This is a genomic window from Jiella sonneratiae (genome assembly GCF_017353515.1).
Lineage (GTDB): Bacteria > Pseudomonadota > Alphaproteobacteria > Rhizobiales > Rhizobiaceae > Jiella > Jiella sonneratiae.
In genome coordinates this window covers 437,957-452,566 of record NZ_JAFMPY010000001.1, presented here as the reverse complement: position 1 = coordinate 452,566, position 14,610 = coordinate 437,957, and the positions used below count along the sequence as shown (strand labels likewise).

Below are 14,610 nucleotides of genomic sequence, written 5' to 3'. Positions count from 1 at the left end.
ACCATGAATCGCTTGTTGTTGAGCACGGTCGCCGTGCTCGGCCTCCTCGTCGCATCCGCCGCCCACGGGCAGGACAGCGACAACATGAAGAAGCTGCAGGCCTTTCAGTCGACCGGCACGTCGATGGACTTCAAGACCATCGACCAGACCGGCAAGACCGCCGAGCAGCTGCGCAAGAACCTCGAAGAGATCAAGCTGCCGGACGGCTTCAGGATCGATCTGTTCGCCGTCGTGCCCGATGCCCGGCACATGGCCGTCGGACCCCAGGGCATCGCCGTCTTCGTCGGCACCCGCAAGCAGAACGTCTGGGTGGCGACCGACCGCGACAAGGACAGGGTCGCCGACGAGGTCAAGGAACTGGCGCCCTCGATCAGCTTCACCATTCCGAACGGCGTGTGCTTCTCGAAGGACGGCTTCCTGTTCATCGCCGAGCAGAACCGCGTCCTGGTCCTGCCGGCGGCGGAGTTCTTCTACGAGAGCCCGGACGTCGCCGTCGGCGAGGTCGTGCCGCAGGGCAAGCTGATCCCGGCGTCGGAGGAATCCTTCAATCACACCGCCCGCGTCTGCCGCATCGGGCCGGACAACAAGCTCTACATCGCCCTCGGCCAGCCCTTCAACGTGCCGCCGGAGGACAAGCTCGACCTCTTCGCCAAGGAAGGCATCGGCGGCATCATCCGCATGGATCGCGACGGCAAGAACCGCGAGGTCTTCGTCTCGGGCATCCGCAATTCGGTCGGCATGCAGTTCAATCCGGCCAATGGCGACCTCTGGTTCACAGACAACCAGGTCGACGGCATGGGCGACGACATTCCGCCGGGCGAACTGAACCGCGCGACGAAGGCTGGCGAGAATTTCGGCTTCCCCTGGTATGGCGGCGGCGACGTCCGGACTGAGGAGTACAAGAGCGCGGAACCACCGGCCGACGCCGTCATGCCGCAGGTGAAGTTCACCGCCCATGCCGCCGATCTCGGCATGGACTTCTATGCCGGCACGATGTTCCCCCAGAAATACCGGGGCGGCATCTTCTCGGCCCAGCACGGTTCGTGGAACCGCACCACGCCGGTCGGAGCGCGGGTGATGTTCACGCCGCTGAAGGAGGATGGAACCGCCGGCGAACCGGAGGTCTTCGCCGAAGGCTGGCTGACCGGCAGCGGCGAATATATCGGCCGGCCGGTGGACGTGGAGACGATGAAGGACGGCTCGCTCCTCGTTTCCGACGACCTCGCCGGTGCGGTCTACCGCATCTCCTACGAAAAATAGGCACCGGCCATCGGGGCCGGCGGCGAAAAGCGCCGCCGGAACCCGCTCGCCACCGCGACGCCCCGCGCCGAAGCGCGGAATACGCGACGGCGCGGGCAGCGTCGCGGCAGACTGCGCCGCTCCGTCGGCCGGGCGCCGGTGCGGCCGGCGGCCCGATCGATCATCCCGTTTGAAATTTTCGGGCACCCTCTCCGGCGCCCGGTCCGAAACCACGATCCCCAGCCATCCAGCGTCGAAGGACCACGCATGCTCCTCACCGTCTCGCGAGGCGCGGCAGCGCTCGCCCTCGTTATTGCGGCAGCCGTTTCAGCCGAGGCGGCAGACCTTGCCGTTGCCAGGAAGAAGGCCGGCGAATGCGCCCCCTGCCACGGGCTGAACGGCATTGCCGTGCAGCCGGACGCGCCGAATCTCGCCGGCGACAGCGCCTACTACCTGACGGCGCAGCTGAAGGCCTTCAAGGCCGGCAAGCGCCAGCACGAGCAGATGTCGATCATCGCCAAGGGCCTGTCCGACGCGGACATCGACGACCTCGCCGCCTGGTTTTCGGCGATCACCGTGGAGGCGACCTTGCCGGAGGTGAAGTGAGGCGTCAGGATCGCAGGGTCGTCGCGCCACGCCCGGCCTGATGCGGGCGGGGGACGGGTGTCCGTCGGTAGGTCGGACGCTTGCGGCTATTGCAAAGGCTGAACGAAGCCGCAGCCGCTCACGGCTCGACAGGATGCCGAGCGGGCAGGGGCTTTGGCTCGTCGTCCGTCAGGCCCGTGAGAAACAGCGGTTCCCGGTCCGGAAACTCCACCACCAGATTGAGCTTCCCGCCCATCGCCTCAATATAGCTGCGCAGCGTCGAAAGCAGCATGTCGGCGCGCTTCTCGAGCTGGGCGATGTTCACCTGGCTCTTGCCCATGACGGTGGCAAGCTGCGTCTGCGTCAGCTCGCGCGCCTTCCGCAGCTCCTGCAGTGTCAGATATTGCGCCGTGAGCTCGTCGGCTCGCCGTGCGGCAGCCTCGCGCTGTTCGGGCGTCATCGCCCTCTGGAACACGTCTTCGGCTGAAACGGCCATTGTCCTATCCTCCTTTTCCCGTCGGCAGGCGATCGAGGTGCTCGGAAAACCGCTTGTCGGCGGTCATGATCAGCTGCTTGTAGAACCGCCTTTCGGAACTGCCTGCCTTGTCGCCGGCGACGAGCAGGATCGCGGCCCGCTCGGGATCGAAGGCGAAGGCCACGCGCCAGGCACCATCGGCGGCCTTGAACCGCAGTTCCTTCATGTTCGGGTGTTTGGAGCCCTTCAGCGTGTCGGCATGGGGGCGTCCGAGCTGCGGCCCGAAACGGGCGAGCATGCGGGCAAGCGCCTCGATCTCGACCTGTACCGCGTCGGCGAAGGAAGCGAACTCTTCCGCAAAACGCTCGTCGAATTTCACGTCCCAGATCACCGGGAAAATATAGCTTCGAGCTTATATAAGCGCAAGCGTATGTCGATGGTCGGGGCGAGCGCCTGCGGCAGGCTTCGGATTTCCGGACGGACGACGGGTCGGGTTGCAGCTCGCCGCCTGGTTTTCGGCGATCACCGTGGAGGCGACCTTGCCGGAGGTGAAGTGAGGCGTCAGGATCGGAGGGTCGTCGCGCCACGCTCCGCCTGATGCGGGCGGGGGCGGTCATGCTGTCGATGGGCCGATCGTCCATGTCCCGTTCCTCACGCCTCCTGAAGCTCGTCGAGATCCTGCGCAGCCATCGCCGGCCCGTCGCCGGGGCGGACCTCGCTGCGGAGCTCGGCATCAGCCTGCGCAGTCTCTATCGGGACGTCGCGACGCTGCAGGGCGAAGGCGTCCCTATCGCCGGCGAGGCGGGACTCGGCTACGTGCTGGGCCCGGGGCTGACGCTGCCGCCGCTGAACTTCGACGTCGACGAGCTCGACGCCGTCGTGCTCGGCCTGCGTCTCGTCGAACGAAGGCTGCCGGGCGGGCTCGGCGACGATGCGCGGCGGGCGCTCGGCAAGATCGAGGCGGTGCTTCCGCACGGCCGTTCGGCGGCCGACGTGCAGCTTCTCGTCGGCACGCCGGCCACCGGCTCGGCCAGGGTGCTGGACGCGATTCGGGAGGCGATCCGCAAGGAGGAAGCGCTGATCATCGCCTATTCCGACAAGAAGGGTGCCGCCAGCGAGCGGGCGATCTGGCCGGTGATCGTCGGCTTTTTCGACACCGCCGAGGTCGTCGCGGCCTGGTGCGAGCTAAGGCAGGATTTCCGCCACTTTCGCCTCGACCGAATCGAGCAGATCGCGCCGGCCGGCCGGCCGATGGGGCGGCGCCACCGGCTGCTTCTCGCCGACTGGCAGCTCGACCGCGACTGCGGCGAAGGGTTTTGAGCGGCCTAGCCGGCCCGATCGCCGGGGGCGGTCATCACTGCTGACGGAATCTGACAGTGGCCGGGCATAAGTCTCGGACCGTTTCGAACCAATCGTGGAAACGGACCCATGACCGACCATCTCGAAGGCGTACCCTACACGCTGCTCTACACCGACGACGTCCTGCGCGCTGCCGGCAAGCTCGAGCGCTTCCTCGGCTTTGCGCCCGTCGACGCCTCGCCCGGCTTCGCGCTGTTCATGATCGGCGGCGGCAGGCTCGGGCTGTGGAAGCTCGAAGACGTCGAGCCGAAGCCGAGGGCCCGCCCGGGCGCGGCGGAATTCGCGCTGTCGGTGGAAGGCGGCCGCGCGGCGGTGGACGCCGCCTGCACGCGGGCCTGGGACGCGCAGCTGACCATCCTGCAGGAGCCGGTGGCGATGGATTTCGGCTATACGTTCACCGCCGCCCTCGACGACGGCAACCGCATCCGCGTCTTCGCGCGCGACGGCAATGCGGGCTGACCGCCGCGCTGCTTTTCGCCCGCCGCCTTCGCGATCGTGATCGAACGTGAACGGCCCGGGCCGGCGATCCGGCCTGCCGCGCCTTGCCTGGCGCGGCAGGCTTCTAGTTCCCGATACGTAAGCCGCCGGCCCGCCGGCATCGGATTTCGGGAGACACAGCACCATGATGAAGACGCTCGTCGCGACCATGATCGTCGCAGCCGCCGCGCCCGCTCTGGCACAGGAGGAGAAGCCCGCGGGCGCTGAAGCCGCCGGCGTCTCGGTGACGCCGCTCGGCAGCCACGACGGCGAGTTCTGCTCGCGCGACCGGGCGATGGTCTTCGAGGATCCCGACGGGACGCGCATCCTCTACGATGCCGGGCGCACCGTCGCCGGTGCGGACGATCCGCGCCTCGGCAGGATCGACGCCGTTCTCGTCAGCCATGTCCATGGCGATCATCTCGGCGACCAGCGCATCGCCGCGGTGAATGCCGGCACCTGCGCACAGCCGGAGACGAGCGTTGCGACGGTGCCGAACTCCAACAGTGCGGAGATCGCCGCGGGCAAGGGCGCCAAGATCGTCGTCGGCAGCGAGATGGCGAGCTTCCTCGGCTCCAAGCTGAAGGCCCTCGGCGGCGATCCGGCGGATTCGCAGCTCGTGCGCTTCGGCGGCTCGCGCAAGATCGGCGGGGTCTCGATCACCACCGTTCCGGCGGTGCATTCGAACGGCCTGTCGGGCGACTTCGTCGCCGGCCCGCTCGGCGAGAACCTGAAGACCGCCGGTCTCAACGCCTATGTCGGCCCGCCCACCGGTTACGTCCTCACCTTCTCCAACGGTCTCGTCGCCTATCTGTCGGGCGACACGGGCGTCACCGCCGAGCAGGATACGGTGGTCTCGAAGCAGTACGGCGCCAAGCTCGTCGTCATGAACATCGGCGACGTCTTCACGACCGGGCCGAAGGAAGCCGCCTATGTTGTCGACGAGATCGTCAAGCCGGTCTCGGTGATCCCCTCGCACGCCAACGAAAAGGCCACCGAGGGCGGCAAAGTCGTTCCCGGCTCGAAGACCGAGGCCTTCATGCAGGCGGTGAAGGCAAACGCCTACCTGCCGCTGAGCGGCCGGACGATGACCTTCGACGAAAGCGGCGCCTGCGTGAAGGGCTGCTGAGGGCAGGGCGGCAAGAATTCCCTCATCCCGAGCTGCGACCCGAGCGAAGCGACAGGGAGCCTCGAGGGGCGAGGGAATTTTCCTTCAAGGGTTCGGCCGCGTTCCCGCAGTTGGCGGGCGCGTGCCCCTTGCCCTTCGAGGCTCGCTTCGCTCGCACCTCAGGATGAGGGGGAATGCGCTTCCCGCCCCTCCACAGACACGTCACACGATCCTACTCCGCCGCGTCGTCCAGCCGCCCCGCCTCGAACTGCAGCCTGGCGAGGCGTGCATAGATGCCGCCCTTGGCGATCAGGCTCTGGTGCGTGCCTTCCTCGACGAGGCGTCCCTGGTCGAGGACGAGGATGCGGTCGGCCTTCAATACGGTCGAGAGGCGATGGGCGATGACCAGCGTCGTGCGTCCGACCATCAGCTCGTCCAGCGCCCGCTGCACCAGCACCTCGCTCTCGGCGTCGAGCGCCGAGGTCGCCTCGTCGAGGAGCAGGATCGGCGCGTCGCGCAAGAGCGCCCGGGCAATCGCGATGCGCTGGCGCTGGCCGCCGGAGAGCGTCACGCCGCGCTCGCCGAGCAGCGTGCGGTAGCCTTCGGGCAGGGCGGTGACGAAACCCTCGGCGAGGGCCTGGCGGGCGGCCGCGGCGATCGCCGCGTCGCTGGCGCCCGGATCGCCGAAGGCGATGTTGTCGCGGGCGGACGCCGCGAAGATCACCGTGTCCTGCGGCACGAGGGCGATGCGCGTGCGCAGCTCCAGCGGATCGGCGGCGGTGAGGTCGACTCCGTCGACCAGGATGCGGCCCGAGACCGGATCGTAATAGCGCTCGATCAGCGCGAAGACCGTCGACTTGCCGGCGCCGGACGGTCCGACGATCGCCACCGTCTCGCCCGGCTCGACGCTGAAGGAGAGCCCGTTGAGCGTCGGAAGGTCCGGCCGGCTCGGATAGGCGAAGGAGACGTCTTCGAAGGAAAGGCGGCCGGAAGCGGGAACCGGCAGGGCGACGGGGCTTTGCGGCGCGACTATCACTGGCCGCTCCTCCAAAAGCTCCGACAGCCGCTCGGCGGCGCCGGCCGCGAGCGACAGCTCGCCCCAGACTTCCGAAAGCTGGCCGAGCGCGCCGGCGGCAAAGACCGCATAGAGCAGGAACTGGCTGAGCGTGCCGGGCGACAGCGTCCCGGCGGTGACGCGGGACGCGCCGATCCACAGGACGGCGACCACCGAGGCGAAGATCAGGAAGATGGCGATGGCGGTCAGCAGCGCCCGCGCCTTGATCGATGCCCGCGCGGCGCCGAAGGCCTCGTCCACCGCGGCGCCGAACCGGCCGGTGACGGCCCGTTCGGAGGTGAAGGCTTGGACGGTGCGCATCGCCCCGATCGCCTCCGAGGCATAGGCCGTCGCCGTCGCCAGCGTATCCTGGGCGTGGCGGGACTTGCGCCGGACGCCGCGGCCGAAGGCGACCAGCGGCAGGACGATGAAGGGGATGGCGGCGATGACGATGAGCGACAAGGCGGGGCTCGTCGCGATCATCATGGCGAGCGCGCCGAGAAACAGGATGGCGTTGCGCAGGAACACCGAGGCCGTCGCCCCGACGGCGGCCTTCACCTGGGTGGTGTCGGCGGCGAGGCGGGAGACGATCTCGCCCGATTCGACGGTGTCGTAGAAGGTCGGCGAGAGCTTCGCGAGATGTGCGAAGACATGCTTGCGCAGATCGGCCACCACCCGCTCGCCGAGGGTGATGACGAAGAAATACCGCCCGGCGCTGGCGATCGCGAGGACCGCCGCGAGCACCATCAGCATGCCGAAATAGTCGTTGATCAGCCCGGTGTCAGATTCGATGAAGCCGTGATCGATGACCCGCCGCACCGCCAGCGGCAGCGACAAGGTCGTCACAGCCGCGAGCGCCAGAAAGAAGCAGGCGCCGGCGACCATCGCCTTGTATCGTCCGAGAAAGGGAACGAGGCTGCCCAGCGGCTTCAGGTTGCGGCGCGTCGAACTCCGTCCGTTGCCGGCCGTCTTTTCATCGCCCAAAACAAACTCCGTCGTCCATTCACCAGGAGCCGGGCAGGCATGGCCGCCCGGACCTTGTGCCGGCCCCGCGTCTGATGTATAGGCTCGAACCCGATTTTGGAAGCGATCAAAGCTTCCCGATCCCCGCGACATCGCGACAGGCTTCGGGGCCACCGGCCCGGCTTGGCAATGCGTCGGGGATGTTTTGGCGAATGACGTTCGAGGACCAAGCGCGATGAAGAAGTCGATCCACCCCGAGTATCACACCATCACCGTGGTGATGACCAACGGCACCGAGTACCAGACCCGCTCGACCTGGGGTTCCGAGGGCGACAAGCTCAATCTCGACATCGATCCGACCAGCCATCCGGCCTGGACGGGCGGCAACCAGCAGCTGATGGACCGCGGCGGCCGCGTCTCGCGCTTCAAGAAGCGCTACGAAGGCCTCGGCATCTGATCCCGACACCCCCCCGGCGACATGCCGGAATCGATCTGAAGAAGGGCCGGATGCGGGGGACGCGTCCGGCCCTTTTTATTTCGTCGTCGCGGTTCTGCGAATGTGTCCTCGCAACCGACATCCTGCCATGCCTGCGCATTTTGCTCGATCGCGCGACCTGGACGCCGTCTCCGACCGGCCGCCAAGACGTTCGATTTCAAAGGCATTTGCGCCAATGATACGGTTTGCGGCAGATCACGTCGTGACGCCGGAAACAAAGACGCTCATTCGCCGCGCGGGCTCGATACGAGCCCCGCTCTGATCGAGCGGATCTCGTATGACGCAGTTTCAAAGAGTTCGGCGAATTTCCTGTGACGGCATGAGCTTTTGGCTTGGATGTCGCCGCCTCCTTCGCCGCATGTGAAGGCTCTGTCAGAACGATCCTCCGGTTGCAGCTCAGTTCCGGTGCCGCCTCGCGCCCCTTTCGGCCAGCGTGATGCCGCCGAGGACGCAGACGAGCGCGACGACGTGGAAGGGGTGCAGTTTTTCGCCGACGATCATCACGGCGAGCAGCGCTCCGAACACCGGCACGAGATTGATGAACAGATTCGCCCGGTTCGGCCCGATCATCTCGACGCCGCGGATATAGAGCGTCTGGGCGATCAGCGACGGGAAGATCGCGGTGTAGAGCGCCGCGGCGCCGCCCTGGAAATCCGGCAGGCGCGTCAGGCCGAGGGCGAATTCGATGGCGGCGTAGGCGAAGGAGGCGACCAGCGACGCGGACGACAGCACGAAGATGATCGACAGCCAGTGGATCTGCGGCTTGAATCGCAGCGCCACCGTGTAGCCGCCGTAGAACAGCACCGCGAGCACCATCAGCGCGTCGCCGCGGTTGAGGTCGAGGGAGAGCAGCGTCGACAGGTCGCCGTTCGCGGTGGTCAGAAGCACGCCGACGAGGGTGAGGGCGAAGCCGAGGATCTGCAGCCGGGCGACGGCGGTGCGGAACAGGAAGAAGTTGGCGACGAAGACCACCAGCGGCATCGCCGACTGTTCGATGGTGATGTTGATCGCCGTCGTGAAGTTCGCCGCGAGATAGAAGATCGCGTTGAAGGACGCGAAGCCGACGACGCCGAGCAGGAAGAGATAGGCGAGCCGCGCCCGGATCGCCTGAAAGTCCGCCCTGACATGCGGCAGGGCGAAGGGCGCGACGAGCACCGTCGCGAGGAACCACCGGATCAGGGTGAGCAGCATCGGCGAGATGTGGCCGGCGGCGAGCTTGCCAGCGATCGCGTTGCCCGCCCACAAAAGGGCGACCGTCGTCAGAACGAGATAGGGATGGACGAGACTGCGCGGCATTTCTTCCCCTTGCGCCGACGCCTGTCCCCTCGTTGCATCCGGGCGACGGTCGCGGCTGGTGGTGGTCTAGTGGCGATCCACCCGGCTGGCCAGACCGACTTATGGTTTTTCGCGAGGCGGGCGAGGGGCTTGCGGCTCGACGAAGACCTTCGGCGCCGAGGCCGGGTGGGCGTCGGCTCCGCGGGAGCGCGCGCTGCGTCTTTGTGGACAGGCGGGGGGCGACGCGTTACAGCGCAACGGCAATCCCCGCCGTCAAGCTTGACGAAGGTCTCGCATCTCAACCTTCGCGCGGCAGCCCGCCGCCGAAAGTGCTTCGGATGGCGCCCTTTGCGCCGCCAACGGTTCATTCGAGGAAGTTCATGGCAAACGTCGTCGTCATCGGGTCGCAGTGGGGCGACGAGGGGAAGGGCAAGATCGTCGACTGGCTGTCCGAGCGGGCCGACGTCGTCGTGCGCTTCCAGGGCGGTCACAATGCCGGCCACACCCTCGTCGTCGACGGCGTCTCCTACAAACTGTCGCTGCTGCCCTCGGGCGTCGTGCGGCACGGCAAGCTGTCGGTGATCGGCAACGGCGTCGTCTTCGACCCGCATGCCTTCGTCGCCGAGCGCAAGCGCCTCCAGGCGCAGGGCGTCGCGATCGACCCGACGAGCCTTCGCATCGCCGACAATGCCGCGCTGATCCTGTCCCTCCACCGGGTACTGGACGCGACCCGGGAGAACGCCGGTTCCGGCACCAAGATCGGCACGACCGGCCGGGGGATCGGGCCGGCCTACGAGGACAAGGTCGGCCGGCGGGCGATCCGGGTGATGGACCTCGCGCATCCCGAGGCGCTGCCGGAACGGATCGAGCGGCTGCTTGCCCATCACAACGCGCTGCGCCGCGGCCTCGGCCAGGACGAGATCGACGCCGGAGCGATTCTTCAGGAGCTGACGTCGGTCGCCGGCGAGATCGTGCCCTTCATGGACCGGGTCTGGCGGCTTCTCGACGAACGCCGCAAGGCCGGCGCGCGCATCCTCTTCGAGGGCGCGCAGGGCTCGCTGCTCGACATCGACCACGGCACCTATCCCTTCGTGACCTCGTCGAACACCGTGGCCGGCCAGGCGGCCGCCGGCTCCGGCCTCGGCCCGGGAAGCCTCGGCTTCGTGCTCGGCATCACCAAGGCCTACACGACGCGGGTCGGGGAGGGGCCGTTCCCGAGCGAGCAGCAGAACGAGATCGGCCAGTTCCTCGGCGAGAAGGGCCACGAATTCGGCACGGTGACCGGGCGCAAGCGGCGCTGCGGCTGGTTCGACGCCGTGCTGGTGCGCCAGGCGGTGGCGATCAACGGCATCGACGGGCTTGCCCTGACCAAGCTGGACGTTCTCGATGGACTTGAGGAGATCAAGGTCGTCACCCGATATGAACTGGACGGGGTGCCGATCGATTATCTTCCGGCAAGTCTATCCGAGCAGATGCGGGTAAAGCCCGTCTACGAAAGCTTCGAAGGATGGCAGGCGACGACCGCCGGTGCCCGCAGCTGGAGCGATCTTCCGGCGCAGGCGATCAAGTATGTCAGACACATAGAGGAGCTGGTCGCAGCCCCCGTGACACTGCTTTCGACCTCGCCGGAACGCGAGGATACAATACTTGTTCGCGATCCGTTTCAGGACTAGAGTCGGGATCGCAGGGACTTAATCCACCACGACAAGCGAGTGACTGCATTCCATGGCGGATCTGAGCGGCGTTCTTCGCAAGACCATCGACGGCCTGCCGCGCGCAACGCCGCAAATGCGGGAAAAGGTCTACGAAAAGGCACGGGCCGCCATCCAGCGGCAGATCGGCGCGGCCAATCCGCCGCTGGCCGAAAATGTCGTTGCGGCACGGCTCGCCGCGCTCGAGGACGCCATTTCCCGCACCGAGGAGCATTATTCCGCACAGGAATCCGCGGAAGCCGGGGCCGCCCCCGCGGCGGCGCAGCCGACGCCGCCGGCCGCTAACCCTGCTGCGCCGCAGCAGACTGCGCCGCAGGCAAAGCCGCAGCCGCAGGGGGCACAGCCGGGGGCCGCGAAGCCGCAGCCCGGGCCCGGCCAGGCCCAGGGAGGCGGTCAGCCGCAAGGCCCGCGGCCCGGCCAGGGCGCTGGCCAGGGCAACGGTCAGGGACAGCCCGGCCCGGCGGCACCCAAGCCCCAGGGGCAGCCGGCGGCGCCCAAGCCTCAAGGACAGCCGGCGGCGAAACCGCAGCCGCAGGGCGGTCAGGCGGCCGCGGCGAAGCCGCAGGCAGGGCCAGGCCAGCCCCAGGGAGGCGGCCAGCCGCAGGGTCCCCGGCCCGGCCAAGGGGCTGGCCAGGGCAACGGTCAGGCACAGCCCGGCCCGGCGCCGGCAAAGCCTCAGGGACAGCCGGCTGAAAAGCCGCAGCCGCAGCCGGGCGGCAACGGCGCCCCGCAGGCCCAGCCGCGGCCGGCGCAGCCCGCCGCCACCTCGCCCGAGACCCCGCGCGACCTTCCGGCCATGGGTGGCAATGTCCCCCAGCCGGGAGGGCAGGCGCCTTCACCACAGCAGCCGAAGCCCGCGGCCGCCGGACAGCCGAAGCCGCAGCAGGCCGGTAACGGCGGCGGCGCGGCGCAGCCCCGGCCCCAGCAGCAGCCCGGCGCGGCAAGGCCATCGCTGCCGCCCGCGACCATGCCGGGCGCTGCGGCGGGCCAGCCGGCGCCGGCCGGGCCGCAACCGGGCGAAGCCGACGCGCGCGGCGGCCAGCCTTATTTCCCCGTCGACACGGAGGAGCCCGACGCCGGCGACCAGCCGCCGGCGATCGGTGCGCCGTTCCTCGTGCCCGAGGCCCGGCAGGGGCCGGCGGCACCCTCGCCGCGGCCGGACACGCCCGAAGACGAGGCGGCCTATGGCAGCGAGGACGGCCGGATTCCGCACGACATCCGGCTCGACGACGGCGAGATTCCCGAGGCGGACATCAGCGCGCCGCGCTACGCGCCGCGACGCCAGGAGCGCCGGTCGGGACGCGGCGGCAAGATCGCCGCCGCCGCTGCCGTGATCCTGCTCCTCGGCGCGGCGGGCACGGCCGGCTGGATCTACCGCGACGACATCGAGGCGCTGCTGGTGGCGCCGGGCGACATCGGCACGATCGCGCAGAATTCCGGCTCGGGCACCGACAATTCCGCCAAGGAGAACGACAGCTCGGCTTCGCAGACGCCCACCCAGACGGCGTCGGCCGAGCCGGAATCGACGTCGACGCGGCGCTTCACCCAGCGTCTCCTGCCGGACGGAGACGAGGTGGACGAGGGACCGGCCAAGAAGGCGCCGAACGCCTTCGACGAGGGGACCAACGTCGCCGCCGCGACGAATGTCGACCAGAGCGAACCGCCGGCCGACGCGACGCCGACGATTTCGAGCGAGATCGGCCAGAACCCGTCGGTCGTCGGCGGCGAACCCGCGGAGAATGCCGCGCCCGGCGACAACTCTCCGGAAGCTGGCGCGCCGGCAGACGGTGCGGAGACGCCGGCGGACTCCCCTGAAGCGGGCGCGACGCCGGCACCTGCCGGCACCGACGAGACCGCACAGGCGAGCGGCGACGTCGCCGTCGGCCAGAAGGCGGTGTTCTATCAGGAGCGGACCGAGGACCTGCCGGGGACCCAGGAGACCGGGACGGTCGTCTGGTCGCTCGTCGACGAATCCGGGGCCAACGGCAAGCCCGCCGAACCGGCCGTGCGCGCCGTCGTCGACGTGCCGGAGGAAAAGCTCAAATTGACGATGACGATCAAGCGGAACAGCGATCCGACGCTCCCCGCGAGCCACGTCATCGAGCTCGAATTCGACGTACCGCAGGACTTTTCCGGCGGCAGCGTCGCCAACGTCCAGCGTCTTGCGCTGAAGGAGACGGAGCAGGCGCGCGGCGAGCCGCTGATCGGCGTCGCCGGCAAGATCTCCGACAACTACTTCATCATCGCGCTGAACAATCTCGACCAGGCGGTCCAGAACAATCTGGCGCTGCTCCAGAACCAGAAATGGATCGACATCCCGATCGCCTACCAGACGGGCCGACGGGCCCTGATTTCGGTCGAGAAGGGCATTCCGGGCGACCGGGTGTTCAAGGAGGCGATGAAGGCCTGGCAGGCGAAGACCTGACGGGCTCCGACGTCGTGCGGTGCTTCGGCAGGCCGGGCGGCGCCCGGGGCGGCAACCGTGCTGTCGAAGCTCTGTCGCGGCGTCCGGCCTGGAACATGATTTCGAAAAGTGGCAACCGGATTTCGGAAGAGATCATGCGGAAACGGGAAGATGGAGCGGCAGGATGAGCGAAGCTCACTTCATCCCGCGGGAGCGGTCGGCCCGCAGCCGCTCCATCAGCGCCATCGCGCCGTGCGGCGCCCGCGGTTTGCCGCCGCGGATGAAATAGGCGAAGACGTCGCGCGGGGCTTTATCGGCGACGGCGGCAGGGTCGGCCTTGCGAAGGTCGCCGGGCTCGCGGCCTTCCGCGAAGGCCTCGATGCGGCGGGCCCAGGTGTCGAGCGCGGAAGCCTCGTAGCAGGTGCCGATGCTTTCCTCGCCCCGCTGCAGCCTGAGATAGACGAAGTCGGTGGTGACGTCGGCCATCTGCGGATGCTCCGAACTGTCCGCGACGGCGATGGCGACGGCCTTCTCCCTGCACAGCGCGGCGAAGGCCGGCACGATGAAACTCTCGTGCCGCGGTTCGACGACGTGGCGCAGCGCCATGCCGCCGACGGCGTTCGGCAGAAGGTCCAGGAATGCGCCGAAATCCGCCGGGTCGAACTGCTTCGTCGCGGCGAACTGCCAGAGGATCGGGCCGAGATGGTCGCCAAGTTCGGCGATGCCGGAATTCACGAAACGCTGGATCGATTCGCCGCCTTCGGCGAGGACTTTGCGGTTGACCGCGAAGCGCGGTGCCTTCAGCGAGAAGACGAAGCCTTCCGGCGCAGCGGCCGCCCAGGCGGCGAAGGTCTCCGGCTTCTGGGAGCGGTAGAAGGTGCCGTTGACCTCGATGGTCGTCAGCCGCGAGGCGGCATAGTCGAGCTGCCGCTTCTTCGGCAGATCGGGCGGATAGAAGGTCTCGTTCCACGGGTCGAAGGTCCAGCCTCCGATCCCGGTCCGCATCACGCCGCAGTCACCCATCACACTCGTCCTTCGGTCTCGTTGCGCCGGCCGATCTTTCCGAACGGCCGCGCCGCCGCCACCCGCATTGTCTGCCCGAAAAGCCGATCCGCCCGCGAGCGATTTTTGCAGCCGCCGACCCTCACGGGACGGGGCGGCCAGCCCCCTTGCGCTCGTCCGCCGTCCCGGCCGGCGAAAACCTTACGACATCCGCAAGTCATTGCCAGGAAATGCTTGTCGGGCAGCCTTGACGCGCCTAGAAGGTCGGCGTCTGGCGATCGTGGGGGTCTCAGCCATGGACTTCATCGAGCAGTGGTTCGGTCTCTCCCCCGATGGCGGGGACGGCTCGACGGAGGTTCTCTGCCTCGTTGCGGTGGTCGTGCTCGTCGCGGTGATCGCCGGTGGGCGACACGTCAGCCGCGCTTTGGCGCGGCGGCGCTAGGAAGCTGGCGTGGCAGCCG

At 68.3% G+C, this 14,610-nt stretch carries 14 protein-coding genes; 9 read left to right on the top strand and 5 right to left on the bottom strand.

Annotated elements, in window-relative coordinates:
• Positions 1-3 precede the first annotated feature (3 nt).
• Positions 4-1,260, top strand: coding sequence for a PQQ-dependent sugar dehydrogenase (locus J1C47_RS02005; protein WP_207349036.1), 1,257 nt, complete (start codon positions 4-6; stop codon positions 1,258-1,260).
• A gap of 246 nt (positions 1,261-1,506) precedes the next feature.
• Positions 1,507-1,845, top strand: coding sequence for a c-type cytochrome (locus tag J1C47_RS02000; protein WP_207349035.1), 339 nt, complete (start codon positions 1,507-1,509; stop codon positions 1,843-1,845).
• 118 nt (positions 1,846-1,963) lie between these two features.
• On the opposite strand, the gene J1C47_RS01995 is transcribed toward J1C47_RS02000, so the two are convergent.
• Positions 1,964-2,320 (bottom strand): helix-turn-helix domain-containing protein, encoded by a 357-nt coding sequence (locus tag J1C47_RS01995; protein ID WP_207349034.1) that lies wholly within the window; start codon positions 2,318-2,320, stop codon positions 1,964-1,966.
• A 4-nt stretch (positions 2,321-2,324) separates the two neighbouring features.
• On the bottom strand, positions 2,325-2,690 hold the full coding sequence (locus tag J1C47_RS01990) for a type II toxin-antitoxin system RelE/ParE family toxin (protein ID WP_207349033.1): 366 nt from the start codon (positions 2,688-2,690) through the stop codon (positions 2,325-2,327).
• Between the two features lie 248 nt (positions 2,691-2,938).
• On the opposite strand from J1C47_RS01990, the gene J1C47_RS01985 reads away from it, so the two are divergent.
• From J1C47_RS01985 to J1C47_RS01975, 3 genes are all read left to right on the top strand, one after another.
• Positions 2,939-3,619 carry a helix-turn-helix transcriptional regulator gene (locus J1C47_RS01985; protein ID WP_207349032.1) on the top strand — a complete coding sequence of 227 codons (681 nt, stop codon included), beginning with the start codon at positions 2,939-2,941 and terminating at the stop codon, positions 3,617-3,619.
• A 108-nt stretch (positions 3,620-3,727) separates the two neighbouring features.
• The gene (locus tag J1C47_RS01980; RefSeq protein ID WP_207349031.1) at positions 3,728-4,117 is read left to right on the top strand and encodes a VOC family protein; all 390 of its coding nucleotides are present in this window, start codon (positions 3,728-3,730) and stop codon (positions 4,115-4,117) included.
• 163 nt (positions 4,118-4,280) lie between these two features.
• Entirely contained in the window at positions 4,281-5,264 is a 984-nt protein-coding gene (locus J1C47_RS01975; RefSeq protein WP_207349030.1) for an MBL fold metallo-hydrolase, read from the top strand.
• A gap of 211 nt (positions 5,265-5,475) precedes the next feature.
• On the opposite strand, the gene J1C47_RS01970 is transcribed toward J1C47_RS01975, so the two are convergent.
• Entirely contained in the window at positions 5,476-7,281 is a 1,806-nt protein-coding gene (locus J1C47_RS01970) for an ABC transporter transmembrane domain-containing protein (RefSeq protein WP_245396289.1), read from the bottom strand.
• 214 nt (positions 7,282-7,495) lie between these two features.
• On the opposite strand from J1C47_RS01970, the gene rpmE reads away from it, so the two are divergent.
• Positions 7,496-7,717: a 50S ribosomal protein L31 gene (rpmE, locus tag J1C47_RS01965; protein ID WP_207349028.1), complete on the top strand. Its 222-nt coding sequence runs from the start codon at positions 7,496-7,498 to the stop codon at positions 7,715-7,717.
• A gap of 435 nt (positions 7,718-8,152) precedes the next feature.
• Here the strand turns inward: rpmE and J1C47_RS01960 are convergent, their stop codons facing one another.
• Complete coding sequence (locus J1C47_RS01960) at positions 8,153-9,052, bottom strand: DMT family transporter (RefSeq protein WP_207349027.1); 900 nt, start codon at positions 9,050-9,052, stop codon at positions 8,153-8,155.
• A 359-nt stretch (positions 9,053-9,411) separates the two neighbouring features.
• Here J1C47_RS01960 and J1C47_RS01955 point away from each other — a divergent pair, with 359 nt between their 5' ends.
• Positions 9,412-10,704 carry an adenylosuccinate synthase gene (locus J1C47_RS01955; protein WP_207349026.1) on the top strand — a complete coding sequence of 431 codons (1,293 nt, stop codon included), beginning with the start codon at positions 9,412-9,414 and terminating at the stop codon, positions 10,702-10,704.
• Between the two features lie 52 nt (positions 10,705-10,756).
• Positions 10,757-13,168 carry a hypothetical protein gene (locus J1C47_RS01950; protein ID WP_207349025.1) on the top strand — a complete coding sequence of 804 codons (2,412 nt, stop codon included), beginning with the start codon at positions 10,757-10,759 and terminating at the stop codon, positions 13,166-13,168.
• A gap of 174 nt (positions 13,169-13,342) precedes the next feature.
• Here the strand turns inward: J1C47_RS01950 and J1C47_RS01945 are convergent, their stop codons facing one another.
• Positions 13,343-14,170, bottom strand: coding sequence for a DUF72 domain-containing protein (locus J1C47_RS01945; RefSeq protein ID WP_207349024.1), 828 nt, complete (start codon positions 14,168-14,170; stop codon positions 13,343-13,345).
• Positions 14,171-14,444: 274 nt separating this feature from the next.
• Between J1C47_RS01945 and J1C47_RS01940 the strand changes: the two genes are divergently transcribed.
• On the top strand, positions 14,445-14,591 hold the full coding sequence (locus tag J1C47_RS01940; RefSeq protein WP_207349023.1) for a hypothetical protein: 147 nt from the start codon (positions 14,445-14,447) through the stop codon (positions 14,589-14,591).
• Positions 14,592-14,610: the final 19 nt, after the last annotated feature.

What these genes read in the sequence shown, in the direction of transcription:
- J1C47_RS02005 (WP_207349036.1), top strand. Translation starts at nt 4, where the DNA reads ATGAATCGCTTGTTGTTGAGCACGGTCGCCGTGCTCGGCCTCCTCGTC.
- J1C47_RS02000 (WP_207349035.1), top strand. Translation starts at nt 1,507, where the DNA reads ATGCTCCTCACCGTCTCGCGAGGCGCGGCAGCGCTCGCCCTCGTTATT.
- J1C47_RS01995 (WP_207349034.1), bottom strand. Translation starts at nt 2,320, where the DNA reads ATGGCCGTTTCAGCCGAAGACGTGTTCCAGAGGGCGATGACGCCCGAA.
- J1C47_RS01985 (WP_207349032.1), top strand. Translation starts at nt 2,939, where the DNA reads ATGTCCCGTTCCTCACGCCTCCTGAAGCTCGTCGAGATCCTGCGCAGC.
- J1C47_RS01980 (WP_207349031.1), top strand. Translation starts at nt 3,728, where the DNA reads ATGACCGACCATCTCGAAGGCGTACCCTACACGCTGCTCTACACCGAC.
- J1C47_RS01975 (WP_207349030.1), top strand. Translation starts at nt 4,281, where the DNA reads ATGATGAAGACGCTCGTCGCGACCATGATCGTCGCAGCCGCCGCGCCC.
- rpmE (WP_207349028.1), top strand. Translation starts at nt 7,496, where the DNA reads ATGAAGAAGTCGATCCACCCCGAGTATCACACCATCACCGTGGTGATG.
- J1C47_RS01960 (WP_207349027.1), bottom strand. Translation starts at nt 9,052, where the DNA reads ATGCCGCGCAGTCTCGTCCATCCCTATCTCGTTCTGACGACGGTCGCC.
- J1C47_RS01955 (WP_207349026.1), top strand. Translation starts at nt 9,412, where the DNA reads ATGGCAAACGTCGTCGTCATCGGGTCGCAGTGGGGCGACGAGGGGAAG.
- J1C47_RS01950 (WP_207349025.1), top strand. Translation starts at nt 10,757, where the DNA reads ATGGCGGATCTGAGCGGCGTTCTTCGCAAGACCATCGACGGCCTGCCG.
- J1C47_RS01945 (WP_207349024.1), bottom strand. Translation starts at nt 14,170, where the DNA reads ATGGGTGACTGCGGCGTGATGCGGACCGGGATCGGAGGCTGGACCTTC.
- J1C47_RS01940 (WP_207349023.1), top strand. Translation starts at nt 14,445, where the DNA reads ATGGACTTCATCGAGCAGTGGTTCGGTCTCTCCCCCGATGGCGGGGAC.